Origin of the sequence: Nonomuraea sp. SYSU D8015, assembly GCF_008065375.1 — a bacterium.
In the GTDB taxonomy this organism is placed as follows: domain Bacteria; phylum Actinomycetota; class Actinomycetes; order Streptosporangiales; family Streptosporangiaceae; genus Nonomuraea.
This window is the reverse complement of the sequence record NZ_VJYI01000001.1, coordinates 341,914-366,886: the sequence shown is the minus strand read 5'-3', so window position 1 is coordinate 366,886 and position 24,973 is coordinate 341,914. Positions and strand designations below refer to the sequence as shown.

At 71.4% G+C, this 24,973-nt stretch carries 24 protein-coding genes; 14 read left to right on the top strand and 10 right to left on the bottom strand.

Features of this window, described 5'->3' with window-relative positions; genetic code table 11:
* The first annotated feature begins 87 nt into the window (after positions 1-87).
* Positions 88-513, top strand: a complete 426-nt coding sequence (locus tag ID574_RS03545) for an OsmC family protein (protein ID WP_188187291.1) — start codon at positions 88-90, stop codon at positions 511-513.
* A gap of 139 nt (positions 514-652) precedes the next feature.
* Complete coding sequence (gene glgX, locus ID574_RS03540; protein WP_188187290.1) at positions 653-2,776, top strand: glycogen debranching protein GlgX; 2,124 nt, start codon at positions 653-655, stop codon at positions 2,774-2,776.
* Positions 2,777-2,811: 35 nt separating this feature from the next.
* Here glgX and ID574_RS03535 read toward each other — a convergent pair whose 3' ends face one another.
* Both ID574_RS03535 and ID574_RS03530 read right to left on the bottom strand, forming a co-directional pair.
* Positions 2,812-3,207 carry a hypothetical protein gene (locus tag ID574_RS03535; RefSeq protein WP_188187289.1) on the bottom strand — a complete coding sequence of 132 codons (396 nt, stop codon included), beginning with the start codon at positions 3,205-3,207 and terminating at the stop codon, positions 2,812-2,814.
* An 89-nt stretch (positions 3,208-3,296) separates the two neighbouring features.
* The gene (locus tag ID574_RS03530; RefSeq protein WP_188188260.1) at positions 3,297-4,250 is read right to left on the bottom strand and encodes an NAD(P)-dependent alcohol dehydrogenase; all 954 of its coding nucleotides are present in this window, start codon (positions 4,248-4,250) and stop codon (positions 3,297-3,299) included.
* A 100-nt stretch (positions 4,251-4,350) separates the two neighbouring features.
* Between ID574_RS03530 and ID574_RS03525 the strand changes: the two genes are divergently transcribed.
* From ID574_RS03525 to ID574_RS03510, 4 genes are all read left to right on the top strand, one after another.
* Positions 4,351-5,028, top strand: a complete 678-nt coding sequence (locus ID574_RS03525) for a TetR/AcrR family transcriptional regulator (RefSeq protein WP_188187288.1) — start codon at positions 4,351-4,353, stop codon at positions 5,026-5,028.
* A gap of 295 nt (positions 5,029-5,323) precedes the next feature.
* A complete protein-coding gene (locus ID574_RS03520; RefSeq protein ID WP_188187287.1) occupies positions 5,324-6,052 on the top strand; it encodes a pyrimidine reductase family protein in 729 nt (242 codons plus the stop codon).
* A 167-nt stretch (positions 6,053-6,219) separates the two neighbouring features.
* Positions 6,220-7,287 (top strand): ATP-dependent DNA ligase, encoded by a 1,068-nt coding sequence (locus ID574_RS03515; protein WP_442939251.1) that lies wholly within the window; start codon positions 6,220-6,222, stop codon positions 7,285-7,287.
* 26 nt (positions 7,288-7,313) lie between these two features.
* Complete coding sequence (locus tag ID574_RS03510; RefSeq protein ID WP_188187286.1) at positions 7,314-7,655, top strand: hypothetical protein; 342 nt, start codon at positions 7,314-7,316, stop codon at positions 7,653-7,655.
* Here ID574_RS03510 and pgeF read toward each other — a convergent pair.
* Positions 7,652-8,359, bottom strand: coding sequence for a peptidoglycan editing factor PgeF (pgeF, locus tag ID574_RS03505; RefSeq protein WP_188187285.1), 708 nt, complete (start codon positions 8,357-8,359; stop codon positions 7,652-7,654). The genes ID574_RS03510 and pgeF overlap by 4 nt on opposite strands.
* A 49-nt stretch (positions 8,360-8,408) precedes the next feature.
* Between pgeF and ID574_RS03500 the strand changes: the two genes are divergently transcribed.
* Positions 8,409-9,341, top strand: a complete 933-nt coding sequence (locus ID574_RS03500) for a hypothetical protein (protein ID WP_188187284.1) — start codon at positions 8,409-8,411, stop codon at positions 9,339-9,341.
* Here ID574_RS03500 and ID574_RS03495 read toward each other — a convergent pair.
* The 3 genes from ID574_RS03495 to ID574_RS03485 form a co-directional block, all read right to left on the bottom strand.
* Entirely contained in the window at positions 9,338-10,612 is a 1,275-nt protein-coding gene (locus ID574_RS03495; RefSeq protein ID WP_188187283.1) for an ABC transporter substrate-binding protein, read from the bottom strand. The two genes, ID574_RS03500 and ID574_RS03495, sit on opposite strands and share 4 nt — an antisense overlap.
* A gap of 239 nt (positions 10,613-10,851) precedes the next feature.
* Complete coding sequence (locus tag ID574_RS03490) at positions 10,852-11,664, bottom strand: MBL fold metallo-hydrolase (RefSeq protein ID WP_188187282.1); 813 nt, start codon at positions 11,662-11,664, stop codon at positions 10,852-10,854.
* A gap of 6 nt (positions 11,665-11,670) precedes the next feature.
* A complete protein-coding gene (locus ID574_RS03485; RefSeq protein WP_188187281.1) occupies positions 11,671-11,865 on the bottom strand; it encodes a hypothetical protein in 195 nt (64 codons plus the stop codon).
* Between the two features lie 165 nt (positions 11,866-12,030).
* Here ID574_RS03485 and ID574_RS03480 point away from each other — a divergent pair, with 165 nt between their 5' ends.
* On the top strand, positions 12,031-12,525 hold the full coding sequence (locus ID574_RS03480) for a hypothetical protein (RefSeq protein WP_188187280.1): 495 nt from the start codon (positions 12,031-12,033) through the stop codon (positions 12,523-12,525).
* 18 nt (positions 12,526-12,543) lie between these two features.
* The gene (locus ID574_RS03475; protein WP_188187279.1) at positions 12,544-13,206 is read left to right on the top strand and encodes a class F sortase; all 663 of its coding nucleotides are present in this window, start codon (positions 12,544-12,546) and stop codon (positions 13,204-13,206) included.
* Here the strand turns inward: ID574_RS03475 and ID574_RS03470 are convergent, their stop codons facing one another.
* On the bottom strand, positions 13,207-15,384 hold the full coding sequence (locus ID574_RS03470) for an acyl-CoA dehydrogenase family protein (protein ID WP_188187278.1): 2,178 nt from the start codon (positions 15,382-15,384) through the stop codon (positions 13,207-13,209).
* A gap of 344 nt (positions 15,385-15,728) precedes the next feature.
* Between ID574_RS03470 and ID574_RS03465 the strand changes: the two genes are divergently transcribed.
* From ID574_RS03465 to ID574_RS03455, 3 genes are all read left to right on the top strand, one after another.
* Complete coding sequence (locus ID574_RS03465; RefSeq protein ID WP_188187277.1) at positions 15,729-16,097, top strand: RNHCP domain-containing protein; 369 nt, start codon at positions 15,729-15,731, stop codon at positions 16,095-16,097.
* Position 16,098: 1 nt separating this feature from the next.
* Positions 16,099-16,500 carry an RNHCP domain-containing protein gene (locus ID574_RS03460; RefSeq protein ID WP_188187276.1) on the top strand — a complete coding sequence of 134 codons (402 nt, stop codon included), beginning with the start codon at positions 16,099-16,101 and terminating at the stop codon, positions 16,498-16,500.
* 91 nt (positions 16,501-16,591) lie between these two features.
* The gene (locus tag ID574_RS03455; protein WP_188187275.1) at positions 16,592-17,443 is read left to right on the top strand and encodes an alpha/beta fold hydrolase; all 852 of its coding nucleotides are present in this window, start codon (positions 16,592-16,594) and stop codon (positions 17,441-17,443) included.
* A 154-nt stretch (positions 17,444-17,597) separates the two neighbouring features.
* On the opposite strand, the gene ID574_RS03450 is transcribed toward ID574_RS03455, so the two are convergent.
* Positions 17,598-18,473 (bottom strand): tetratricopeptide repeat protein, encoded by an 876-nt coding sequence (locus ID574_RS03450; protein WP_188187274.1) that lies wholly within the window; start codon positions 18,471-18,473, stop codon positions 17,598-17,600.
* A 19-nt stretch (positions 18,474-18,492) separates the two neighbouring features.
* Entirely contained in the window at positions 18,493-19,926 is a 1,434-nt protein-coding gene (locus ID574_RS03445) for an aldehyde dehydrogenase family protein (protein ID WP_223166325.1), read from the bottom strand.
* A gap of 154 nt (positions 19,927-20,080) precedes the next feature.
* Here ID574_RS03445 and ID574_RS03440 point away from each other — a divergent pair, with 154 nt between their 5' ends.
* Entirely contained in the window at positions 20,081-21,157 is a 1,077-nt protein-coding gene (locus ID574_RS03440; RefSeq protein WP_188187272.1) for a class I SAM-dependent methyltransferase, read from the top strand.
* Here ID574_RS03440 and ID574_RS03435 read toward each other — a convergent pair.
* A complete protein-coding gene (locus ID574_RS03435; protein ID WP_223166324.1) occupies positions 21,154-21,672 on the bottom strand; it encodes an SgcJ/EcaC family oxidoreductase in 519 nt (172 codons plus the stop codon). The two genes, ID574_RS03440 and ID574_RS03435, sit on opposite strands and share 4 nt — an antisense overlap.
* Before the next feature lie 124 nt (positions 21,673-21,796).
* On the opposite strand from ID574_RS03435, the gene ID574_RS03430 reads away from it, so the two are divergent.
* Positions 21,797-24,937, top strand: coding sequence for an ATP-binding protein (locus ID574_RS03430; protein ID WP_188187271.1), 3,141 nt, complete (start codon positions 21,797-21,799; stop codon positions 24,935-24,937).
* Positions 24,938-24,973 lie beyond the last annotated feature (36 nt).

Below are 24,973 nucleotides of genomic sequence, written 5' to 3'. Positions count from 1 at the left end.
GAGCCGGATGACACGCGGGCCGCACTTTGTCCACGCCCGATCGGCGGCGATAGGGTCGGAAGTCCAACACGGAGGGAGCACATAGTCATGGCCACCACCCGCACTGCCACCACTCAGTGGAAGGGCGCCCTGCTCGACGGGTCGGGCACCGTTTCGCTCGACAGCTCGGGCGTCGGCACGTTCGAGGTCTCCTGGCCCTCTCGGGCCGAGGCGGCGAACGGCAAGACCTCCCCGGAGGAGCTCATCGCGGCCGCCCACTCGTCCTGCTTCTCGATGGCGCTCTCGCATGGCCTGGCGGGTGCCGGCACGCCGCCGGAGTCGCTGCAGACCAGCGCCGACGTGACGTTCCAGCCAGGTGAGGGCATCACGGGCATCGTGATCACTGTGAAGGGGCACGTGCCGGGCATCTCGGCCGAGCAGTTCCAGGAGGCGGCCGAGACCGCCAAGGCCAACTGCCCGGTCAGCAAGGCCCTCGCGGGCACCACCATCACGCTCAACGCCGAGCTCCTCTGACACTCCCTCCACGGGCCTCGGCGCCGTCCACGACCTCCCCCTCCAGCCCCCGCGAGGGAGCACGCCGAACGGGGAGGTCGTGCGGGTATCGGGCCATTGAGAGACCAAGAGCTGTTCAGCCGTGCGACAATTGGGCCACATGCGCGAGGTCTGGCCGGGCGAGCCCTATCCACTCGGCGCAACCTGGGATGGCGTTGGCACCAGCTTTGCGGTGTTCTCCGAGGTCGCCGAGCGGGTTGAGCTGTGCCTTTTTCACGACGACGGTTCTGAGGAGCGCGTCGACCTGCCCGAGGTCGACGGCTTCGTCTGGCACGGCTACCTGCCGGGCATCCAGCCGGGACAGCGGTACGGCTACCGCGTGCACGGCCCCTACGAGCCGTCGCAGGGGCACCGGTGCATCCCCAGCAAGCTGCTGCTCGACCCCTACGCCAAGGCCATCGACGGCGAGCTGACCTGGAACCAGGCGCTGTTCCCCTACTACTTCACCGATCCCGCCCGGCGCAACACCGAGGACAGCGCGCCCTACATTCCGAAGAACGTGGTCATCAACCCGTTCTTCGAGTGGGGCAACGACCGGCCGCCGCGCATCCCGTACCACCAGACGGTGATCTACGAGGCCCACGTGCGCGGGCTCACCATGCGCCACCCCGACGTGCCGCCCGACCTGCGCGGCACGTACGCCGCCATGGGGCATCCGGCGATCATCGACCACCTGCTGTCGCTGGGGGTCACGGCGGTCGAGCTGATGCCGGTGCACCACTTCGTGCCCGAGCACTTCCTGGTGGCGCGCGGGCTGACCAACTACTGGGGCTACAACACCATGGCCTACCTGGCGCCCCACGGCCGCTACTCCAGCGCGGGCACGCGCGGCGAGCAGGTCCTGGAGTTCAAGGCCATGGTGCGGGCGCTGCACGAGGCCGGGATCGAGGTCATCCTCGACGTGGTCTACAACCACACGGCCGAGGGCGACCACATGGGGCCCACGCTGGGGTTCCGGGGCATCGACAACGCGGCCTACTACCGGCTGCACGACGGCGACCGGCGCTACTACCTCGACTACACCGGGTGCGGAAACTCGCTCAACGTGCGTTCGCCGCACGCGCTGCAGCTGATCATGGACTCGCTGCGTTACTGGGTGCTCGACATGCACGTCGACGGGTTCCGGTTCGATCTGGCGTCGGCGCTGGCGCGTGAGCTGCACGACGTCGACCGGCTGAGCGCGTTCTTCGACCTGATCCAGCAGGATCCGGTGATCTCCCAGGTCAAGCTGATCGCGGAGCCGTGGGACGTGGGGCCCGGGGGCTACCAGGTCGGAAATTTCCCGCCTTTGTGGACGGAGTGGAACGGGAAATACCGGGACATCGTGCGAGATTTCTGGAGGGGCACCCATTCCGCTCTCCCCGAGTTCGCCTCCCGCCTGACCGGCTCCGCCGACCTCTACGAGTCCTCGGGCCGCCGTCCCGTCGCCTCCATCAACTTCGTGACCTGTCACGACGGGTTCACGCTCAGCGACCTGGTGTCGTACGACCACAAGCACAACGAGGACAACGGCGAGGACAACCGCGACGGCACCAACGACAACCGCTCGTGGAACTGCGGCGCCGAGGGCCCGGTCGAGGACCCGGGGATCGTCAGGCTCCGCCGCCGCCAGCGCCGCAACTTCCTGGCCACGCTGTTCCTGTCGCAGGGCGTGCCGATGTTGTCCCACGGCGACGAGCTCGGCCGCACCCAGCGCGGCAACAACAACGCCTACTGCCAGGACAACGAGCTGGCCTGGGTCGACTGGTCGCTGCTGCGCACCGAGTCCGACCTGCTGGAGTTCGTCCGCGCCCTGTCGAAGCTGCGCCGCGAGCACCCGGTCTTCCAGCGCCGCCGCTTCTTCCAGGGCCGCCACCCCGACAACGGCGACCGCGACCTGGTCTGGCTCACGCCGGGCGGGACGGAGATGACGGCGGGCGACTGGCACATCGGCTACGCCAAGTCGCTCATGGTCTACCTCAACGGCCAGGCGATCACCGAGCCCGGGCCGCGGGGCGAGCGGATCGTGGACGACTCGTTCCTGCTGCTGATCAACGCCCATCACGAGAACATGCCGTTCACGCTGCCCGGCGAGGAGTTCGGCGACAGCTGGCTGCCCGTGCTCGACACCAGCCACGAGCTGGTCGAGGACACCTTCGCCGACGAGGGGTGGCACGCGGGCGACGTGGTGGCCGTCACGGCCCGCTCGCTCCAGGTGCTCCGGCAGCCCCGCCGGTCCAAGTGAGCCGTGCCGTGAGGATGCTCAGGACGTGAGGATGCTCAGAAGACGCGCGCCGCGCTGGCCGACAGGAACACCAGCGCGAACGTCGTCACCCCGGCCAGGCCGTGCAACGTCACGGCCAGCGCCGGGAATCCGCCTGCGCCCTTCTCGTGCCGTCCCGCCCCGAGCCATCGCGTGAACATCACGAACCCCAGCAGCGAGGCCGCCGCCAGCCCTCCGAACGCCACCCAGGCCAGCGCCCGGCTCCCCGTGACCAGCCAGGCCACCCAGCACACCAGCGCCGACACCGCGAGCATCGGATGGGAGAAGACCAGGGTCGCGGGGAAGCGGGTGACCTTGGCCCGGCGCATGCCGCCGCCGGACAGCCAGAGGTAGAGCAGGTACAGCCCGGCGAGTGCGGCGATCGTCCACGTCCCGGCGGTGACCAGACCCACGGGCCCTCCCCTGTCAGTCCCATCCCCTGTTGTCACGTTAAGCGGACGGTCGCCGGTATGTCCTGGGATACACAAAAGCTCTATCCGGCCTAGAACATCCGGATGACGTACTTGCCGCGGACGCCGCCGGCCTCCAGCGCCCGGTGCGCCTTGGCGATGTCCGCCAAGGGGAACACCGTGTCCACGACCGGCCGGATCGCGCCGCTGTCCACGTACCGGGTCAGGTCGGCGAAGAGCCGGTGGGTGGGGTTGCCGCTGAAGAACCGCACGCGCCCCGAGCCGAAGACGGCGGAGGCGGCGATGTACGACAGGGACGCGGCAGCACGGTCCGGGTCGAAGGCGATCGCCACCATGCGGCCGCCCGGCCGCAGGAGCCGGCGGTAGGCGCCGGACGCGGTGCCCACGGTGTCGAGGACCACATCGAACCGGCCGAGGTCCGCCGGGGCGGTGGTCCTGTAGTCGAAGACCTCGTCGGCGCCCAGGTCGCGGACGAAGTCCTGGTTCCCCGCCCCGGCCAGGGCGGTGACGTGGGCGCCGAAGGCCCGGCCGAGCTGGACGGCGACGTGGCCCACCCCGCCGCTGCCGCCGCGGACGAGCAGTCGCTCGCCGGCCTGGAGCCGCGCCTTGTCGCGGAGCGCGGTGATCGCCGTGGTGCCCACGGGCAGAGCCGCGGCCTCGACCAGATCCAGGCCGGCGGGCGCGAGGGCGATCCGCCGGGGGCGGACGGCCACGTACTCGGCGGCGCTGCCGAACCTGTACCCCGTGAGACCCCACACCCGGTCGCCCACCGCCGGTCCTCGCACGTCCCGGCCCACGGCGACGACCTCGCCGGCGAAGTCGAGGCCTGTGCGCTTCGGAAAGCCCCGCTCCACCAGGTCCGTCACCAGCCGCACCTTGCCTGCCCTGCCGTGGAGCTCGCCGCCGTTCACGCTGACGGCATGGACGCGCACCAGCACCTCACCGGGTCCCGGGACGGGCTTGGGCACCGTGCCCTCGTACAGGACCTCTGGAGGCCCGTAACGGTCGTACAGGGCCGCCCGCATGTCACTCACTGTCTCTTTCATCCCCTTCGTCTTCGTCGTTCGGCTGCGACACTAATGCGCTAACCGGAAGGGAATGTCCACTTACGCTAATGTGAGAAACATGCCTGCTCACCCTTCTCGGATAGCCCCTTCCGCAGAGGGCGAGCCGCGCACGGGCACGCTGCGTGCGGACGCGCTGCACAACCGGGAGCGCATCCTCCAAGCCGCGCGGGAGGCTTTCGCGGCGCGAGGGCTCGACGTGCCGATGGTGGCCATCGCGCGCCGGGCCGGGGTCGGCGTGGCCACCCTCTACCGGCGCTTTCCCTCACGGGAGTCGCTGGTCATGGAGGTGTTCGCCGATCAGTTCGCGGCGTGCGGGGCGGTCGTGGACGAGGCGCTGGCCGATCCGGACCCATGGCGGGCGTTCCGCACGGTGGTGGAGAAGGTGTGCGCGATGCAGGTCGCCGACCGGGGGTTCACGGAGGCGTTCCTGACGGCGTTCCCCGGCGCGATCGATTACGAGGGGGTTCGCGCGCGTGCCGAGCAGGGCTTGGCCGAGATCGTGCGGCGCGCCAAGGCGGCCGGGAGCCTGCGCGCCGACTTCGACCTGGCCGACCTCACGCTGCTGCTCAAGGCCAACCACGGCGTCACCGCCGACACCGGCGACTCCGCCGCGGCGGCCTCCCGCAGGCTGGTCGCCTACCTCCTCCAGTCCTTCCGCGCCGAAACCGCCGAGCCTCTGCCGTCGGCGCCCCCACTCGGCCTGCAGCACGTCTACGCCCTCCCTCCGACGCGATAGCGGGAGACCGCGCACCACAGGCCCGCACCATTCCGCACGATCGGCTCCCCTACGCCTCCTGACGTCCCCTTATGGCCGCCGAGGGCCTGAAGCGGCGGTGATCGAGGAGTGGAGTGGGCATTGGAGGGTGGTCAGTACGGGAGACCGCGCACCACAGGCCCGCACCATTCCGCACGATCGGCTCCCCTACGCCTCCTGACGCCCCCACATGGCCGCCGAGGGCCGAAGCGGCGGTGGTCGAGGGTGGGGTGGTGGGCGTTGGGGGGTTGTCGGTGAGGTGTGCCAAGGTAGAGGGGTGCGGCGCATCTATCCCGACATACAGGACAACCCAGACATCGCCCAGGCGTACGCCTACCCGGACGACCGGCCCTGGCTGCGGCTCAACATGGTCGCCAGCGCCGACGGCGCCGCCTGGTTGAAGGGCCGCTCCGGCGGGCTGTCGAGCAGTGGCGACAAGCGGATCTTCCAGGTCCTGCGCGGTCTGGCCGACGTCGTGGTGGCGGGCGCCTCGACCGTGCGCAAGGAGGGATACGGCCCGATCAAGCCGCGCGAGGCGTGGAGCGAGATCCGCGCGGGCCGCCCGGAGGTGCCTCCGATCGCGGTCATCACCCGCAGCCTGGGGGGCTTCGATGTCGACCACGAGCTGTTCGGCTCCGACGCGATCAGCCGGACGATCGTGATCACCTGCGAGGCCGCGCCCCACGAGCGGCGCAAGGAGCTGGCCAGGCACGCCGACGTCATCGTGGCCGGCGGGGAGACCGTCGACATGCCCCTGGCCGTGGCCCAGTTGCACGAGCGCGGGCTGACGAGGATCCTGTGCGAGGGCGGCCCCCGGGTCAACGCCCAGCTCTCGGCCTGCGGCCTGGTGGACGAGTTGTGCCTGTCGATCAGCCCGCAGCTGGTCGGGGGCGGCGCGGCGCGCATCCAGAACGGCGAGCCCGCGCAGGTCAGACTGGATCTCAGCCAGGTGCTGGAAGAGGAGGGGGTCCTCTTCTGCAGGTATACGAGGGAGCGCAGCCCATGAGCGAGCCGACAGAGCCCACGGGACTCACCGAGCCGACGGAGCCCACCGCGACCGGTTCCGTCGAGCCGGCCGGTGCTGCCGACGCGACCGCCCCGTCCCAGGCCGTGGCCACCGCCGAAGAGCCGGAGCCGGTGCCCAATCTGCCGGTGCGGCCGCCGGTGCCGCCCATGCTGGCCAAACCGGTCAAGGCCATGCCGAAGCAGGACGGCACGCTGTTCTACGAGCCGAAGTGGGACGGCTTCCGGTGCATCGTGTTCCGCGACGGTGACGAGGTCTATCTGGGCAGCCGCAACGAGCGGCCGTTCACGCGCTACTTCCCCGAGCTGGTCGAGGCGGTGCGGGCCGAGCTGCCCGACAAGTGCGTGGTGGACGGCGAGATCGTGCTGCCCAGGGGGTCCCAGCTCGACTTCGACGCGCTGCAGCAGCGCATCCACCCGGCCAAGTCGCGGGTGAAGCTCCTGTCGGAGCAGACGCCGGCCCAGTTCATCGCGTTCGACCTGCTGGCGCTGGGCGACGAGTCGCTGATGGATGAGCCGTTCTCGGAGCGCCGCGCCCGGCTGGAGGGCATCTTCCCGGAGAAGGCCGGGTCGGTCCGGCTGACCCCGGTCACGACCAGCGACGAGCAGGCACGCGAGTGGTTCGAGACGTTCGAGGGCGCGGGGCTCGACGGCATCATCGTCAAGCCCGGCGACCAGCCGTACGTCCCGGACAAGCGCACCATGTTCAAGGTCAAGCACGAGCGCACGGCCGACGTCGTGGTGTGCGGCTACCGCGAGCACAAGTCGGGCCCGATCGTGGGGTCGCTGCTGCTGGGCCTCTACGGCGACGACGGCAGGCTGCACCACGTGGGGGTGGCGGCCTCGTTCCCGATGGCGCGCCGGGCCGAGCTGGTGGAGGAGCTCAAGCCGCTGGTCGCCGAGCTGAGCGAGCACCCGTGGGGCCACTGGGCCGAGCAGGCGCAGGCCAACATCGGCCAGCCGGCGGCCGGGCCCGCGACGGGCGGCCAGCGGGTGCCGGGGGCGGTGTCGCGGTGGAACGCCAAGAAGGACCTGTCGTTCATCCCGCTGCGTCCCGAGCGGGTGATGGAGGTGGCCTACGACCAGATGGAGGGCGACCGGTTCCGGCACACCGCGCACTTCCGCCGGTGGCGTCCGGACCGCACTCCGGAGTCGTGCACGTACGAGCAGCTGGAGCGTCCAGTCAGTTACAACCTTGACGATATCCTTGCCCGATAGGCGTATATCCCGTTATATCTCGACATATGAGTACTGGGGATGAGTTAAAGGCAGCCGTGTCCGCCCGCCGCGATCTCGGGCCCGAGTTCGAGGACGCCATCGTGGAGTCGTTCCTCGACAAGATGGGCAAGGAGGTCGACCGGCGGGTGGACGAGCGCCTGGCCCAGGCGGCCCCGAAGTCGGTTGCCCACCAGGGGCCGAGCGACGCGCAGCGGCTCGCCCTGGCGATCGTCTCGCTCAGTCTGGGCACCCTCACCACCATCTTGTTCGTCCTGGTGGGCGATGGCCGCGCGGGCTACGTGATCCCGATCTGGGTGGCGATCATCATCGTCAACGTGTTGTTCAACAACCGGGGCAAGAACGGCTAGACCAGCCAGATGAGGCCCGCGAAGCGGCCTCCGGGCTGCTCGCGGCGGTGGGAGTAGAGCTCTTCCGACTCGATCGTGCAGCGCGCGTCGTGGCGTACGTCCGTCAGCCCCGCCGCCCTGAGCTGGGCCTCGATGCCGGCCCTCAGGTCGAGCGCGGGTGTCTGCCACGACGTCGTCGACCAGGTCTCCGGCACCCGGGAGGCGACCCGCTCGCGCAGCTCGGCGGGCACCTCGTAGCAGCGTCCGCACGCGCCGGGGCCCACGAGCGCGACCATCCGGCCGGGCTCCGCGCCCTTGGCGGCCATGGCCTCCACCAGGACCGTCGCGATGCCCGCCTCGGTGCCGGGACGGCCGGAGTGGGCGGCGCCGACCATGCGGGCCACCGGGTCGGCCACCAGCACCGCCGGGCAGTCGGCCCCGAGCGAGGCCAGCGCCAGCCCCGGCTCGGTGGTGAACACGCCGTCGAGCGGCGGCGGATCGTCGCGGAACGGCTCGCTCACGTACGCGACGTCCGCGCTGTGGACCTGCCGCATGTAGACGACCGCCCGCACGCCCAGCTCGGCCGCCAGGCCCTCGCGGTTGGCCCGCACGGCCGCGGGGTCGTCGCCGACCATGCCGCCGAGGTTGCGCGAGGCGAAGGGCGGGGCGCTGACGCCTCCGTGCCGGTCGGTGACGGCGACGTGGACCCCCGGAGCCAGCTGCATGCCTAGATCCTAGAGTGCTGAGTGACGCACCGATGGAAAGGGATTCCCCATGACCAGCCTCGCCGACCTGCACGCGCTGATGACCCGCCTCGGGCACCCGGTGGCACAGCAGGCCGCCCCGTCCGGGCGTGCCTTCGCGGACGGCGCCCCCTACCGGTATGAGATCCCCAGTGTGGAGGGGCCGGCCGTGCTGGAGGCCGTGGTCGCGGAGGCCGACCGGCTGGGCGTGCCGATCGCCAGGACGTCGCAGGGCAGCGGCGTGATGATGCTGACGGACGCGGAGATCTCCGACATGGCGCGGATCGGGGCCGAGCGCGGCATCGAGGTGAATCTGTTCCTCGGGCCGCGGGCCGCCTGGGACACCGGCGGGCAGGCCAAGCTCACGCAGGCCGTCGGGGCGGCCGCGCGCGGCAACGCGATGGTGGCGGCGTGCGTGGCGGACGCCCTGCGGGCCTGCTCGCTGGGCATCCGCAGCCTGCTCGTGGGCGATCTGGGCACGCTGGAGGTACTGCGGGCGCTGAAGGAGGACGGCACGCTGCCGGCGAACCTGGTGCTGAAGACCTCCGTGCTGCTGCCCCTCACGAACGGCCCGACCGCCGCGATCTTCGAGCGGCTGGGCGCCACCACGATCAACGTCGGCACCGACCTGACCGTGCCGCACCTGGCCGAGATCCGGGCCGCGACCCCGCTGCCGATCGACCTGTATCTGGAGGTGCCCGATGACCAGGGTGGATTCGTCCGGTTCTACGAGGCCGTGGAGATCGTCCGGGCCGCCGCGCCCGTCTACCTGAAGATGGGGCTGCGTAACGCGCCGAACATCTACCCGTCCGGCTCGCACCTCGGCGCGGTGCCGCGCGAGCTGGGCCGCGAACGGGTGCGGCGGGCCGCGCTGGTGCAGCGGCTGATCGAGCAGCTCGACCCCGAGCTGGCCAAGCTGCCCGCCCACTTCCGCCCTGCCGACCTCGGCGTCCCCGAGGTCTAGCCCGCGATGGAGGCGTTGGCCTCCGTGATGAACTTGCGTGCGGCGTCGTCAGGGGTCATCCGGCGGAACAAGACCTCGTTCGTATACCGTGCGAGGATCGTCTCCATGGCGCTGGCGAGCTTCGGCGGGGCGGCGGGCGGGGCCGTGAGCTCGCCCTTGATCTCCTCGAGGAAGGCCAGCGTCTTCCTGTCGGTCTCCGGGAGCTTGTCCTGGACCGCCGCGAGCACCTTGGAGCTGGCAGGGAGGCCGCGGTCGCTGAGGATGATCTGGCCCGCCTCCGGGTCGTTGATCATGAAGTCGATGAACTTGGCGGCCTCTGCCGGGTGCGCGGACTTCGCCGAGGCGGTGTAGAACATCGCGGGCTGCAGGAACATGCCGCCGGTGGCGGCTCCCTGCACCTTCGGCATCCTCAGCAGCTCCACTTCCTTGCCGCCCGCCGCCTTGCTGATCGCGCCGAGCTCGTTGCTCCACCACATCCCCATCGCGCCGTTGCCGGTGGCGAAGAGCGACCGGTCCGCGTTCTGGGTGGCGAGCTCGACGCTCTTGGGGACGTCAGGAGAACCCTTGGTCTTGGCCAGCTTCTGGTGGATGGCCCACCATGCCTTGAGCGTATCGGGCGAGACGCCGATCTTGTTGCCGTCGTAGAAGCGCTCGCCCCGCTGAGCGGCGAAGATCTGCAGGTAGGCCGGGTTGAAAGACTGCTGCGTGCCGTAGACCTTGCCACCGGTCCCCGCGGTGATCTTCGCGGCCAAGTCGATGTATTCCTCCCAGGTCCATGCGGTGTCGTCGGGTAGTTCCTGCCCCGCGTCCTTGATCGCCTTCGGGTCCATGACCAGGGACCAGGCGTTGACGCCGGTGGGGATGGCGAACTGCTTGCCGTCGATCGCGCCGGTGGCCAGCACCTTGCCGTCGATGTCGGCCGTGTTGACCCTGCTGGACAGGTCGGCGAGCGTGCCGCGCTCGGCGTACTCCCGCAGGCCGCGGATCTCGATCGTGATGACGTCAGGCGTCTGGCCGCCCGCGACCTTCGTGGCCAGCGTCTCGTAGTAGCTGCCGAAGCCGGAGAACTCTGCCTCGACGTCGATGTTCGGGTTCTTGGCCTCGAATCTCTTGATCGCTTCTTCGGTCATCTTCTGTCGCGCCTCAGTGCCCCAGTACAAGAAACGCAACGTGATCTCGCCGTCGGCGCCTTCGCCGCCGCAGGCCGCAGTGGTCACCAGCACAGCAGTGGCCAGTAACGCCGCCGTCCACGTCTTCCTGCCAGAGCTCACGGCTCTACCTCCCGGGGGGTGAAGGACCTCTTCGGTCCTGGGGTGGTCACACCATGGATCAGGTACTTCCGTCCGGCAGGAAGAAGCCGAAGATCAGCCCGAGCGCGATGATCGGCATGGCGAACATCGGGGGGCCACGACGGCTCACCACCGGAGTCAAAGAATCCTGCAAAGGCTAGCGGGGTGGTGCAGTCGCCGGAAGTTGTTCAGGTGGAGGAAGTGATTCGTTCTTGCGGCGATCAGCGGCGGACGAGCTCGTGCGGGGCGAGCTCCCGCGTCTCGCCGCGCTCCAGGTAGACCACCCGGTCGGCCAGGCCGGCCTGCTCGATGTGGTCGCGGAAGTCGGCCAGCGGCGAGCTGAAGACGGTGTAGTCGTCGTAGTGCACCGGCACCACCGCACGCGGGTTGATCAGGTCCACCCACGAGGCGCCCTGCTCGCCGTCCATCGTGACGAGCAGGAAACCGAGCAGCTTGGTGCCGCCCAGGTGGACGATGGCCACGTCGATCTCGGGGAAGCGGATGGGGATCGCGTCCAGGCGGCGGTCGAACAGGGTGTCGCCGCTGACGTGCAGGCGCAGCTCCACACGCTCGTCCTGGCCGGCGAACTCCAGCATGGTGCCGATCACGGCCGGCAGGAGCGCCTCCGCCGGGCCCGGCGCGTGCTTGGCGGGCAGCGCCGTGATGACGACGCTCCCGCCGGGGCCGTGCAGCTCGTGCTGCCCGAACTCCTCCAGCCCCACACTCCGCCGGAACCCGCGGCGGCGCAGCTTGCGAGCCGCCTCCGTGGTGGTGATGATCGGCGTCTCCTTGTCCAGGCCGCGCTGGGCGACCCGGTCCCAGTGGTCGCCGTGCATGTGGGACAGCACCACCGCGTCCAGCGCCGGGAGCTCCTCGATCTCCACGGCGGGGTCGGCGAGGCGGCGCGAGCTCAGGCCGTAGCCGAGGTACGCCCGCTCCCCCCGGTGCAGGAAGTTGGGATCCGTCAGCAGGGTGAATCCGTTGTAGCGGATCAGCGTGGTGGCGTTCCCGATGAACTGCAGGCTTCCCTTCACCTCACGTCACTCCGGGTGTTTCGGCCGCTGCTCGGGCGGCACGCCGCCCCCTTTGCCGCCGCCCTTGCGGCCCTTGTCGGTTCCGTGTGGGTGGGCGGCGCGCTTGACCGCGTTCTTCGCCTCGCGTACGGCGTCGGCGGCCTTGGAGCCGGTCACCGTCTTGCCTGATCTGCGCAGTTCGGGCTGTTGTGGATTGACCATGACGACTTTCCCCCTAGTAGGGGTAACCACTGCCACGACGGCCCGAAGCCAAACACTCCGTATCTGCCTGTTTCACTTCGGTCACATTACTTGACGATCGGTCCAATAGTTCGCAAGGCTCTCAGAAGCATCGGGGGGAACGACCGACAGACTTCGGGAGCCTCCATGGCAAGTGCACGACGTCTCGCGGCCGCCGGAGCGGTGACGGCCTTCGTGGTCGGTGGGATGAGCCTGACGGCGGGCATCGGCATCGCCTCCGCCTCGGCGGATCCGGGGCAGCAGGTGCCGGGCGAGGCGGCCACGTGCCTCCTTCCCTTGCCGATCCTCTGCGACGAGCCCTCCTTGCCGGGTGTGCCCACGCCCGGCGACACCTGGTCGAGCGCGCCCCAGGAGAGCTGGTCGGACGCGCCGTCCCCCAAGGACTCCTGGCCCCCCGCGGACGGCCCCGAGAGGTCCGAGCCTCCGTGGCGGCCGGCCGGCGAGCACGAGCACAGGGTGCCGAAGGGGCATCCGGAGACCGGTGGGGGCGGGCTCGCGCAGGACGGCACGGTGTGGCCGTTCGCACTGGGCGGGGCCGCGCTCCTGACCGGGGCGGGGCTGGCCGGATTCGCGGTACGGCGCCGCCATGCGAGCGAGCCGGCTCCCGAGGTGCGGCCGTGAGCAGGGATGCCGTCTAGGGTGGCGGGCGTTCCCGGGAACCGGCTGGTCCTGGCCCTGGCGGGCGTCGTCACTCTGGGCGGGGTCGGCCTGATCGGCTTGGGGGTGAGCGGCGTCCTGGGGGCCGGCTCCGAGGCGGCGCCGGCCGCGAACGCACGCCAGGAGCCGGCGCCGGTCACCGGCGTGCCGCTCTCCAAGATGGCCGCGCCCATGAAGGCCGCCCGGCCCACGGCCGTCTACATTCCGTCCATCGGCGTGTCCGCCCCGCTCATGGAGCTGGGCCTCGACACGCGCGGCGCCATCCAGACCCCGCCGCTCGACTCACCGAACCTCGCCGGCTGGTACCGCTACGGCCCCGTCCCCGGCCAGCGCGGCGCCGCCGTGATCACCGGGCACCTCGACACCAGGAACGGCCCGGCCGTCTTCGCCCGCCTGAAGGAGGTCAAGCGCGGCGACCAGGTGCAGGTGCTGCGTGCCGACCGCTCGGTGGCCGTCTTCGTCGTCGACAAGGTCGAGCACACCCCGAAGACGCGCTTCCCCGCCAAGAAGGTGTACGGCAAGCTGCGCTATCCGGGGCTGCGGCTGGTGACGTGCGGCGGCGCGTTCGACCGGCAGGCACACAGCTACCGGGACAACACCATCGTGTACGCGCACCTCGCGGCCCCGTACTACCCCAAGAGCTGATCAGGGATCGCGAGGCAGGCCCAGCGCGCGCTCGGCGATGATGTTGAGCTGCACCTCCGTGGTGCCGCCGCCGATCGTGTACGCGCGGGTGGTGAGGATCATGCGGCTCCAGTACGCGTCCGCCGGGGCCAGCGACCAGCAGAACTCCGAGATCGCCTGCGCGTGCCGCATGCCGAGCAGCTTGCGGACGCTGGAGGCGACCCCCGGATCCCCGCCGGACAGCTTCGAGAGCGTCACGCGCTGGCCGAGCGCCGAGATCGCCTGGCCCTCCGCCCACAGGCGTCCCGCCTGCTCGCGCTGTGCCTGGCGGAGCGGGGGGAGGCGGGCGACGAGCTTCGCCATGTCGGTGTGCTGGGAGCCCGGGCCCCAGGAGTCGCCGAGTGCGACGCGTTCGTGGGAGAGCGTGTCGCGGGCCACCCGCCAGCCCTGATCCACCTCGCCGACGACCAGGTCGTCCGGGACGAAGACGTCGTCGAGGAACACCTCGTTGAAGATCTCGTCGCCGTTGATCTCTTTGAGCGGCCTGACGGTGACGCCGGGGGACGACATGTCCACCAGGAAGTACGAGATGCCCTGGTGTTTCGGTTTCCCGGGGGAGGTCCGGGCTAGGCAGATGCCCCAATGGGCGTACTGTGCGAGGGACGTCCAGATCTTCTGCCCGCTCAGTGACCAGCCGCCCTCCACCCTCGTGGCCTTCGTCGACAGGCCGGCCAGGTCGGAACCCGCGCCGGGCTCGCTGAACAGCTGGCACCACACGATCTCGCCGGCGAGCGTCCGCGGCAGGAAACGTTCCTGCTGCTCGCGGGTGCCGTACGTGACGATGGACGGGACCGCCCAGGCCGCGATGCCGAGGTTCGGGCGTTCGAGGTCCCGGAACTCCTGGTGGATGATCACCTGCTCGAGCGGCGAGGCGTCCCTGCCCCACGGCCTCGGCAGGTACGGCATGATCCACCCTTCCCGCGCGAACCTGGCCCGCCTGGCCGCCGGCGCCTCGGCCCGCAGCGACTCCGCCTCCGCTCTGATCGCGTCCCTGAGCGGCGCGGCCTCGTCCGGGAGGTCCGGCTCCATCGCCCGCCGGACGCCCGCCACCGCCAGCGCGGCCGCCTCCTCGGCCCAGGGGCCGGGGTCGCCCGCCAGCATGCGGTCGGAGAGGGCGCGGCGGTAGTAGCGGTGGGCGTCGTGCTCGAAGGTGTAGCCGATGCCGCCGAGCACCTGGATGGCGTCCGCCGCACACCGGACGGCCGCATCCAGCGCCAGCACCGCCGCCACGGCCACGGCCAACCGCGTCTCGTCAGGGAGTGCCGGGTCGCCATCGGCGGTTCTTCCGCTCGTGTCGAGTGAGAGAGTGCGGACGTCGCCGGGTGACGTCGCGGGGCCGGCGTCCATGGCTCTGGCTGCGTCCCAGACGGCGGCGCGGGCCTGCTCCAACGCCACCAACGCGGCGGCCACGCGGTGCTTGACGCCCTGGAACTGCCCGATCGGGCGGCCGAACTGCTCGCGCGCCTTCGCGTAGCCGGCCGCCGTGGCGACGGCCCACGCCGCGACGCCGCACGCGTCCGCGCCGAGCAGTACGGCGGCGATCTCCCGTACCGGCGTGCCGGTGAGCACCCGATCGGCCGGGACGGGCCCGCGCGGCGTCACGGTGCACAGCGCCCGGTCGAGGTCGACGCCCTCGGCGCGCTCGGCGACGACGTCGTCCCGGTCCAGCACCGCCCACGCGCCGCCGCCCACCCCCAGCAGGAAGAGATCGGCGTCGGCCGCCCCCAGGGCGAGGACCGCGCCTCCGGCGGCCGGACGCTCGGAGGAACGGGCGCCGGAGGCGTCGGTGGGCGGGACGGCGGAGGCGGCCGCGGAGGCGTCGGTGGGCAGGGCGACGGCCGCGGTCATGGAGCCGTCGGCGAGGGAGGTGATCAGGCGCTCGTGGCGTCCGCCCGAGCGGGCGAGCGCGGCCGACGCCAGCACGGTCGGCAGGTGAGGGCCGCCGACCCGCCGCTCGGCCAGGGACTCCAGCGCGACGCAGAGCTCCAGCAGCCCGTACCCCTGCCCGCCCTGCTCCTCGGGCAGATGCAGGCCCAGCAGCCCCTGCTCGGCCAGCGCCGCGTGGTCGGCGCTCCGCTCGGCCAGCCCCCGTACGGAGGCGGCCAGCGCCAGGTGTTCCTCGGTCAGCCCGATGCCCATGCGTCCGAATCTAGAAGCTTATTCGGTCGATCTCCAGGGCGAGGAGAAAACCATTGGCCGTACGTCGCCCCGCGCCGCTACCCTCACACGTGGCCGAATCGATCGGGCAGCGGTCGCGCTGTCCCGGAGGGAGTGGGTTTATGCATGGCATCGAGACCCGTGCGCCTCGACGTGCCGTCGGCGATCCCTGCCTCTGATCGGGTCACACCCGACTTCGTGAATCATCACATCTGACAGGCCGGACCGCCTGCGGCACCGGTGTGCCCGCGTTCACCGCGAGGCCCGCTCGGGCGCACGACCCTTGCTGCCTTCCCACGATTCGTTTCGGCAAGGAGTAACCCAGGTTGTCTGCCAACGGCAAAACTCGTTCCATCGTCAACACCGAGACCTTCCCGTGCGTGCGCTGCGGCCTGACCGTGACGGCCACCGCGCCGGACGGCACCCGCCGCAACCACTGCCCGAGCTGCCTGCACTCGATGCACGTGCTCGACCGGGTGGAGGGCGGCCCGTCGGAGTGCCGCTCGCGGATGATCCCGATCTCGATCGCGGTCCTCCGCACCGGCGACTGGATGATCATCCATCGCTGCACCCGGTGCGGTGAGCTGACGTCCAATCCCATCTGCGGGGACGACAACCAGCTCATCCTCATGCGCATGGCGGTACGCCCGCTCGCGCAGCCGCCGTTCCCGCTCGAGGCGTTCGGCGACCTGTGACATGCCCAGGAGGAAACCCGGCCGTGAAAGGCCGCAACGGCGCAAGAGCACGCACCACCGGGAGCCCGCCGACGCCTTCCGCTGCGTCGGGTGCCGGCTGGACGTGCCGATGTCCGCGCCCGGCACCGCGCACCGCAACCACTGCCCGCACTGTCTGACCAGCCTGCACGTCGACCACCGGATCCCGGGGGACCGGCGGGCGGGCTGCCGGGGCCGGATGGCGGCGCTCAGCGTCACCGTCCGGCCGGACGGCGAGTGGTTGATCATCCATCACTGCCAGTCCTGCGGAGGGCTCAGCGCCAACCGCATCGCGGGCGACGACAACGCGCGGGCGCTGCTCCGCATCGCCATCCGCCCGCTGTCCGACAGCCGCCTGCCGGTCAGCGCCCTGCTCGCTCTCTGAAGAGGGCTCCTCGCCGAGGCCGCCGCGTACGGCCCGGCGAGGAGCCCGGCACGCGCTTCTCGGCGTCCGTGCCGGGCGTTAGGCTCGCCGGGTGCTGAGAGAATTCGATCTGCGGCTGCCGGACGGCCGCACGCTGCACGTGTACGACACCGGCCCGGACGACGCCGCCGACCGGCCGGCCGTCTTCTGGCACCACGGCACACCCAACATCGGCACGCCCCCTGAGCCCCTGTTCCCGGTCTCCGACCGCCTGGGCATCCGCTGGGTGTCGTACGACCGGCCCGGCTACGGCAGCTCGACCCGCGTCCCCGGCCGGAACCTGGCCTCGGCCGCGGCCGACGTCATACGGGTCGCCGACGCGCTGGGCCTCGCCCGTTTCGCCGTCATGGGGCATTCCGGCGGCGGCTCGCACGCCCTGGCCTGCGCCGTCCTGTTCCCCGACCGGGTGCGGGCCGTCCTCAGCGTGTCGGGCCTCGCCCCGTACGGCGCGGACGGGCTCGACTGGTTCGCCGGCATGTCGCGCTCCGGCCAGGCGTCTCTGCGGGCCGCCGCGGCGGGACGCGCGGCCAAGGAGAAGCACGAGGCCTCGGCCGAGTACGACCCGGAGATGTTCTCCCCGGAGGATCACGCCGCCCTCGAGGGCGTGTGGTCCTGGTTCGGCAGCGTCGTCGAGCCGGCCATCGCGTCCGGCCCCGGCGGGCAGATCGACGACGATATCGCCTACGTCTCCCCGTGGGGCTGCGACCCGGGCCAGGTGACCCAACCGGTGCTGCTCCTGCACGGCGAGCGGGACCGGGTCGTGCCCAGCCCGCACGGCGAGTGGCTGGCCCGCCACTGCCCGGGGGCCGAGCTGCGCCTGTATCCGGACGACGGGCACATCTCGGTCCTCCACGCGGCCCCGGACGCCCTGGAATGGCTCCACGCGAACGCCGGGCCCGCATGAGGAGAGCCCCTGACCGGCGGGTGGGCCACCACAACCACGCCCGCACACGGCCAGGAGCTCCGGTGCAGTTCTACCAGTGTTGCCGGTCGGCTCGTCGGCGCAATGCGGAAGTTCCGGCCGCGAGCCCCGGGACCGGCGCGCGCGTGTCCCTGGCTCAGTCGCCGAACTCCAGGTGCAGCGCCCGGGTGAAGTCGGCCACCGCCTCCTCGTGGCGCTCCACCTCCTGGAGGATCTCGCCCCGCACCCGATACGCCCAGATGTATTCGGCGTCCAGCTCGATCGCCCGATCCAGGTCGCGCAGCGCCGCCTCGTTGTCGCCCAGCTCGCTCAGCACCGCGCCCCGGCTCCCCAGCGCCCGGTCGTTCTCCGGGTCCAGCTCGAGGGCGCGGTTCAGGTCGGCCAACGCCTCCTCGTAGCGGTCGATCATGCGCAGGGCCTCGCCGCGCCTGCCGAGGGCCCGTACGTGCTCGGGGTCGATCTCCAGGGCCTTGGTGTAGTCGTCGATGGCCTCGGCGTACAGGTGCAGGCGCTGGTACAGGTCGCCGCGGGCCACCCAGGAGTACGCCAGCTCGCCGTTCAGGGCGATGATCTTGGCGTGCTCGTCCAGGGCCTCGTCCAGACGGTCCAGGTCCACCAGTGCGTCCGCCTTCGCCTCAAGGATCCACAGGGAGTCGGGCGAGAGGGTGAGGGCGTGGTCGAAGTCGGTCATGGCCTCCTCCAGCCTGCCCATCGCGGCGTACGTCTGGCCGCGCGAGCCGAGGGCGTACGCGCTGTCCGGCTCCAGCTTCAACGCCTCGTCGAAGTCCTCCAGCGCGGCCTCGTACCGCTCGATCAGGCGGTGGCTCTCGCCGCGCAGACGCCAGGCGCGGGCGTTGTCCGGCACCAGGGCGATCGACTCCGTCAGGTCCGCGATCGCGGCCTCGTGCCGCGACAGGGCGATGTACGATTCGGCGCGACTCCGCAACACCGACGCCCTCGACTGGGCGGCTGCCTCGGACAGCCCGGCCCGGTCCTTGATCCCCTCGCTCATGAGGGGTAAATCTATCCGACTAAATTTGGATGATGGCCGCCTTTTCGCGGGTGAACTCGAGCACCGAATCGTGGCCGTAGCCGCTGTCCTTGACGCCGCCGAACGGCAGGCCGGGCGGCATCTGGCGGAAGGTGTTCACCCAGACCGTGCCGCCGCGCAGATCGCGCACGAAGCGGTGCGCGCGGCCCAGGTCGCGGGTCCAGACGCCGGCCGCGAGCCCGTACGGGGAGTCATTGGCGATCTCCAGGGCCTGCTCGTCCTTCTCGAACGGCAGCGCCACAGCCACCGGCCCGAAGATCTCCTCCTGGCAGACGCGCAGCGAGTTGTCCTCCGTGGTGTAGAGGGTGGGCTCGACCCAGTAGCCGCCCGGCAGGCGCGGCACCACGTCGGCGCCGGTCCGGCCGCCGAAGACCAGCGTGGCGCCCTCCTTCTCGGCCAGCTCCAGGTACGACGTCACGCGCTCGAACTGCCCGGCCGACACGATCGGCCCCATCGTGGTCCGCAGGTCCTGCGGGTCGTCGAGCACCAGGCCCGCGCACACGTCCCTGATGCGGCCGAGCATCTCGTCCCAGATCGAGCGGTGGATGAGGATGCGCGAGCCGGCGACGCACACCTGTCCGGCGTTGCCGGTGTAGATGGAGTTCACGGTGACGCCCTGCGTGGCGGCGTCCAGGTCAGCATCAGGAAAGACGATATTGGGCGATTTGCCGCCCAGCTCGAAGATCATCGGCTTCAGCGCGTCCGCGGACGCCCGGGTGATCGCCTGGCCGGTGGCCGTGGAGCCGGTGAGGCTGATCTTGCCGACGTCGCGGTGCCGTACGAGGGGCTCTCCGACCGCCTCGCCCATGCCGCTGACGATGTTGAGCACCCCGGGCGGGAATACCCCGGCCAGCAGCTCGCCCAGCCGCAGCACCGACGCGCTCGCCTGCTCGGCCGGCTTGACGATCACCGTGTTGCCCGCCGCCAGTGCGTACGCGGCCTTCGCCGAGAACGTCGAGATCGGCGAGTTCCACGGGATGATGCACACCACCACGCCGTACGGCTCCCGCCGCGTCAGCCCCAGCGCGTCGGGCCCGAGGATGACGGTGTCGCCTTTGACCGCGTCCAGGCACTGCCCGGCGGCCAGCTGCCACAGGAACGCCATCCCCGGCAGGTCCTTCTTCAGCGTGTCCCGCAGGATCCTGCCGTTGTCGCGGGTCTCCAGCCTGGCCAGCTCCTCGGCGTGCCGGCCGAAGATCTCCGACACCTTGCGCAGATAGTGGGCGCGGGCCAGGGCGGGCAGCGCCGACCAGGCAGGGAAGGCCTCGCGGGCCGCGGCCACGGCCGCCTCGGCCTCGTCGGGGCCGCTCGCCGGGACCGCCGTCCACGCCTCGCCCGTGGCCGGGTCGACCGAGTCCATCGTCCGGGACGCGGCGACCAACTCGCCGCCGATGAGATTGCGATACTCAGGCACGGCACCAAGCATATGCTTGCTTGCTAACATCCGGCCATATATCACGACATGTATGTGACGCCCGGGCCCTCCTCGCCCAAGAGCCTGTAAAGCGCCCGAACACGCGCGCATAGTCACTTGGGTGTGGGGCAAGACGCTTCGCAGGGTGGTGGCTATGTCATATCGACGACTTTTGGGCCGTCTGGCGTACGGCTCCCGTTACGACCGTGTCCCGTGGGGTCAGCGTGTCTACGTACGGCCCGGCGAGCGGCTGATCCGCGAGGCGCAGTGGAAGTGGCTGATCAGGCGGGCGCCGATCATGTCCTTGGAGGAATACCGGCGGCTGAGACCGCTGGGCGAGATCGAGGAGTTCCTCAGCTGCATGATGTGCGGGGAGTCCCGCCAGCAGCCGCTGTTCGAGCCGACCGGCGGCAACGGATGGCGCTACTTCGTCGTCCGCTGTCCCTCCTGCGGTTTCCTCTACCGCAACCCGAACGTCCGCCCCGAGCGGCTCGGCGACCTCTATGCCACCGGCTACAGCAATTTCCTGACCGGCAAGTACGCCGCCAACCGGCAGCGCCGCTACGAGCTCACCATGCAGGCGTTCTCGCCGGTGTTCGACGAGGGCAAGGAGCGGCGGCTGCTCGACTTCGGCTCCGGCGTGGGGCTGTTCCTCGAGCTGGCCGAGCAGCGCGGCTTCGACGCGTACGGGGTGGACCTGTCGCCGGAGTCCGTCGAGCAGGCCAACCAGCGGCTGAGCAAGGCGCGGACCTACTTCGGCGCGCCCGAGGACGTGCCGGAGATCGCCGCGGGCGGATTCGACGTGATCACGCTCTGGTCGGTGCTCGCGCACCTGCCCAGGCCGCTGGAGGACTTCAAGAAGTTCCGCAGCCTGCTGGCGCCCGGCGGGGTGCTGCTCATCCTGACCGTCAACGCCCGGTCGCTGCTGCTCAAGGCGTACGGGTCGGCGTGGAGCGGCTTCACCAAGAACCACCTGATGTTCTACTCCTCGGAGACCGTGCGCACGCTGCTCGGCCGCACCGGCTTCGCCGGCGTCGCCTTCGCCCCCCACTACGGCGACACCATCGAGGCCGGCACCACCAGGCTGCCCGCCGACCTGGTCGCCCGGCTGCGGCGCAACGTCGAGCTGAGTGACGGCGGCAACATGATGCGCGTCCTGGCCTTCGCCGACGAGGAGGCGATCGGCCGCTGGGGCGGCGGCCCGCTGACGGTCCACCGCCTGTACGCCTAGGCCGGCGGCTGCCCGATCCTGGTGTTCTGGAAGGCGGTGAACAGCCAGGCGCCGTCGCGCTTGACGGCGACCCGGGTCTGCATGGAGCGAGCCTCAGGACGGCACTCGTCCTCGCCCGGGCGGATGACGCAGTTGCCGGTGATCATGATCGCCGTGTCAGCGGAGAGGAAGCGGACATGCCGCTCCTCTCCCAGCCGGAGCCGCGTTCCCTTCATGAACGTGCTGAGCCCCGCCCGCATGCTTTCGGCGATCTTCGCCCGCGTGCGGATGTGCTCGCCGTTGACCGCGATGAAGTCGGCGTCCTCGGTGAACGTGGCGGCGAACGCGTCGCCGTCCCCTCGATCCCAGGCGTCGGCCTGGCGCTGTTCGAGCGTCCCCAGCGCTTGAGCGTCCGCGTCCTGCCCCATGGTGCTCTCCTTTCCCGCGGTCGGTTCCGCGGCGCCTGCGCCACCGCATGCCGCCGCCATGAGCAGCAGCACGCCGATCGCGGTCTCGTTGAATCGCTTGCCCAGCAAGGCGACTCCTTCCTTGCGTCTGTCACAGGACAGGCGCGAGCCGCGGCGTAGCGATCGCTACGCCGGCCCACGGGAGCGGCCGGGCTGAGCGGGAGGCCGGCAGGGGCGTTGGGACAATGAGCCCATGCCCGCGCTCATCGGACGCGATCTACCGGCCGCGATCGTGCGTGACGCGTTCGCGCGGGCGCGAGGCGGTCACGGTGGGCTGGTGCTGGTCGCCGGCGAAGCGGGGATCGGGAAGAGCGCTCTGGTCGCCGACGCCGCCGACGGCGCCCGCCGCACGGGCGCCCTGGTCGCGGGCGGCGCCTGCTGGGACCGGGACGGCACGCCGGGCTACTGGCCGTGGACGCAGGTCATACGGTCGCTGCGGCGCAAGGCCGCCCCCGCGGAGTGGGCAAGGGGAACGCAGGCCGCGGGCCCCGCCTTGTTCGCGCTGCTCGGCGAGCCGGGCGAGCCCGGCGTGCGGATGGCGGGGCCGGAAGGGGGCGCCTGGGGCGCCGCACCGGCGTTTCCGCTGCACGACGCGGTGATGACGTTGCTTGTGACTCTGGCGCAGCACCGGCCGGTGGTGGTCGTGCTGGAGGACCTGCATCGGGCCGACGACGCCTCCCTCCGCCTCCTGCGGTTCGCTGCCCGGCACATGTCGCTGGAGCGGCTCCTGGTCCTGGGGACGTACCGGGACGCGGAGACCGGACCGGCCGAGCCGCTCCTGTCGTCACTGTCGGCGACGGCCGAGGTGATCACACTGGCCGGGCTCGACCGCGCGGGCGTCGCCGAGCTGGTCACCCGGGTCACGGGGCGGGCGCCGGAGCCGGAGGCCGCCGTCGAGCTCCACCGGCGCACCGGTGGAAACCCGTTCTTCGTCCAGCAACTGGCTCATTTGCGGCCGTACGGCGGTGCGATCCCGCATGGCGTCCGCGCCACCGTACGGGAACGCCTGTCCCGGCTGCCGCCAGGGGTCGAAGGGGCCCTGGCGGCCGCCGCCGTGCTGGGCCACGAGTTCGGCGCGCGGCTGCTCCCCACGACGGCCGGGGCGCAGGCCGAGCGCGTGGAACGGCTCCTCACGCACGCCGTGGCCGCCCGGCTGATCGTCCCGGCGGGCGACGGCCGGTTCACGTTCGCGCACGACCTGGTACGGGAGGTCGTCTACGACTCGCTCCCGGAGGAGGACCGGTGGCGCAGGCATGCCGCCGTCGTGGCCACCCACAGCCCGGCGGCGTCGCTCGTCCCGGGCGAGTCGGCCCGTCACGCGCGACTCTTCCCTGGGGAGCCGGTCTTCCCTGGGGAGCCGGCCCGTGACGCGCGACTCTCACCGGCTGAGATGGCCCGTCACGCGGAGCTCGCCGGGCCTGCGCTGGACGCCCAGGTGACCGTGGGATGGCTGGTGCGCGCCGCCCGGGACGCCTCCGCCCGCATGGCCACCGAGGAGGCCGCCCGGCACGCCCGCCGCGCGCTGGAGCTCGTCCCCACGCGGGATCTCCGCACCCGGGCGCTGATCCTGCTCGACCTGGGCACGATCCTGCACCACGACGGTGACCCGCCGGCGGGGCGGGCGGCGTTCGAGGAGGCCGCCGAGGCCGCCAGGCGGCTCGGCGACGACGAACTGCTGGCACGGACAGCCCTGGTCATGCGTCGGCTCGAACACCCCACGAGAAAGCCTCCACTGGAGGTCTCCCTCATCGAGGAGGCGCACCGCCGGCTCGCGCCGCCCGGGACCGCGACGCGCCTCGATCACGCGGTACGCGAACTCAGCGTCCGGACCGCCTCCCTGGCGAGAGGGCGCGAGGACGACGAGGCGCTCGGGCTGAGCCTGCTGACGGCTCACGACGCCATGCTGGGGCCGGGAACGGCGCGGGACCGCCTGGCCATCGCCGCCGAGCTGGCCGACCTGGCCCGCCGCATCGCCGATCGGGAGCTCGACCTCCACGCCGCCCGCCTGCGCACATGGGCGCTGCTGGAGCAGGGCGACCCCCGCTACCTCGGTGAGCACCGTGCCTTCGTGGCCGCGGCCGAACGCACCGGTCTGCCGCGGTTCCGGTTCGACGCGCGGTGGGACCAGGCCACCGTCGCCACCCTCATGGGCCGTTTCGGCCAGGCGGCGGCGCACATCGACCAGGCGCTCGCCCTCGACCGGCCGCCGCACGTGGACGCCGCCAGCGTGGGCCGCCACCTGCGCTGGGCCCTGGAGCTGCGCCGGGGACGGCCGGAGGCGGCCGAGGCGCTGACGGCCGGACCCGATGACGGCCTGCACCCGTACCCGCACCTGCTCAGGGCAGCCACGGCGCTCCACCGGGGTGACCTCGCGACAGCCCGGCGTCACCTGCACGACGACGCGGCAGGAGCCGAGGGGCACGGCTGGTACGCGCCGCTGCGGCTGCGCCTCCAGGCCGAGGTGGCCGCCGCCGTACGGGACCCCGAGGAGTGTGCGCAGGTCCTGGCCTTGATCGCTCCTTTCGCCGGCGAATGGGCGGTCCCGGGCATGGCCACGGTCGAGGGTCCGATGGCGCACTGGGCTGCCATGCTCCACGCCGCCATGGAGCGATGGGACGAGGCGATCGACGGGTTCACCGCCGCCTGGCACTCCGCCGACCGTCTCCAGGCCCGTCCGTGGTCGATCGACGCCCGGTTGCGGCTGGCCGATGCGCTGCTCGTGCGCGGCCATGGCGGCGACGCGGCTGCCGCACGGGCGCGATTGGCCGAGGTGGAGCGGGAGGCGGCCGCCCTCGGCATGGCCGGCGTGAGCGAGCAGGTCCGACGCCTCCGACCACAGGGCGCGGGCTCGCCGAGGGTGTTCAGGTTCGACGGCACCGTGTGGACGCTCACGTACGCGGGCCGCACCGTCCGAGTGCCCGACGCCAAAGGGCTCCACGACCTGCGGACCCTCCTCCGTCAGCCGGGGGTGGAGGTGCCTGCCCTACGGCTGGCCGGCGGCCCGGCGTCCGAGGAGCAGGGCGGGGCCGATCACCGCGATCGGCTCGCCTGGCTGGACGACGAGATCGGCCGGGCGCTGTACGTCGGCGACGACGACCTGGCCGCCCGGCTCGACCAGGAACGCCTGCGGCTCGTCGAGGAGATCGGAACCGCCGGGAAACGTGTGGACGACACCGCCGAACGCGCCCGCAAGACGGTGTCCAACCGCATCCGTGCCGCGCTCGCCCGGCTCGACCGCAACCATCCGGAGCTCGCCCGCCACCTCCGGACCTCGATCAGGACTGGCGCGAGCTGCCGCTATCAGCCCCTCTCGGACGTGACGTGGCAGGCCTAGACGATCGCCTTGTGCTCAGGATCTCTCGAAGGTCTT

Bases quoted from the DNA above. Each gene is read 5' to 3' on its own strand.
- ID574_RS03545 (WP_188187291.1), top strand. From the start codon at position 88: ATGGCCACCACCCGCACTGCCACCACTCAGTGGAAGGGCGCCCTGCTC.
- glgX (WP_188187290.1), top strand. From the start codon at position 653: ATGCGCGAGGTCTGGCCGGGCGAGCCCTATCCACTCGGCGCAACCTGG.
- ID574_RS03530 (WP_188188260.1), bottom strand. From the start codon at position 4,250: ATGCGGGCGGCCCTGTACGACCGTTACGGGCCTCCAGAGGTCCTGTAC.
- ID574_RS03525 (WP_188187288.1), top strand. From the start codon at position 4,351: ATGCCTGCTCACCCTTCTCGGATAGCCCCTTCCGCAGAGGGCGAGCCG.
- ID574_RS03515 (WP_442939251.1), top strand. From the start codon at position 6,220: ATGCTGGCCAAACCGGTCAAGGCCATGCCGAAGCAGGACGGCACGCTG.
- ID574_RS03510 (WP_188187286.1), top strand. From the start codon at position 7,314: ATGAGTACTGGGGATGAGTTAAAGGCAGCCGTGTCCGCCCGCCGCGAT.
- pgeF (WP_188187285.1), bottom strand. From the start codon at position 8,359: ATGCAGCTGGCTCCGGGGGTCCACGTCGCCGTCACCGACCGGCACGGA.
- ID574_RS03500 (WP_188187284.1), top strand. From the start codon at position 8,409: ATGACCAGCCTCGCCGACCTGCACGCGCTGATGACCCGCCTCGGGCAC.
- ID574_RS03485 (WP_188187281.1), bottom strand. From the start codon at position 11,865: ATGGTCAATCCACAACAGCCCGAACTGCGCAGATCAGGCAAGACGGTG.
- ID574_RS03480 (WP_188187280.1), top strand. From the start codon at position 12,031: ATGGCAAGTGCACGACGTCTCGCGGCCGCCGGAGCGGTGACGGCCTTC.
- ID574_RS03470 (WP_188187278.1), bottom strand. From the start codon at position 15,384: ATGGGCATCGGGCTGACCGAGGAACACCTGGCGCTGGCCGCCTCCGTA.
- ID574_RS03460 (WP_188187276.1), top strand. From the start codon at position 16,099: ATGCCCAGGAGGAAACCCGGCCGTGAAAGGCCGCAACGGCGCAAGAGC.
- ID574_RS03450 (WP_188187274.1), bottom strand. From the start codon at position 18,473: ATGAGCGAGGGGATCAAGGACCGGGCCGGGCTGTCCGAGGCAGCCGCC.
- ID574_RS03440 (WP_188187272.1), top strand. From the start codon at position 20,081: ATGTCATATCGACGACTTTTGGGCCGTCTGGCGTACGGCTCCCGTTAC.
- ID574_RS03430 (WP_188187271.1), top strand. From the start codon at position 21,797: ATGCCCGCGCTCATCGGACGCGATCTACCGGCCGCGATCGTGCGTGAC.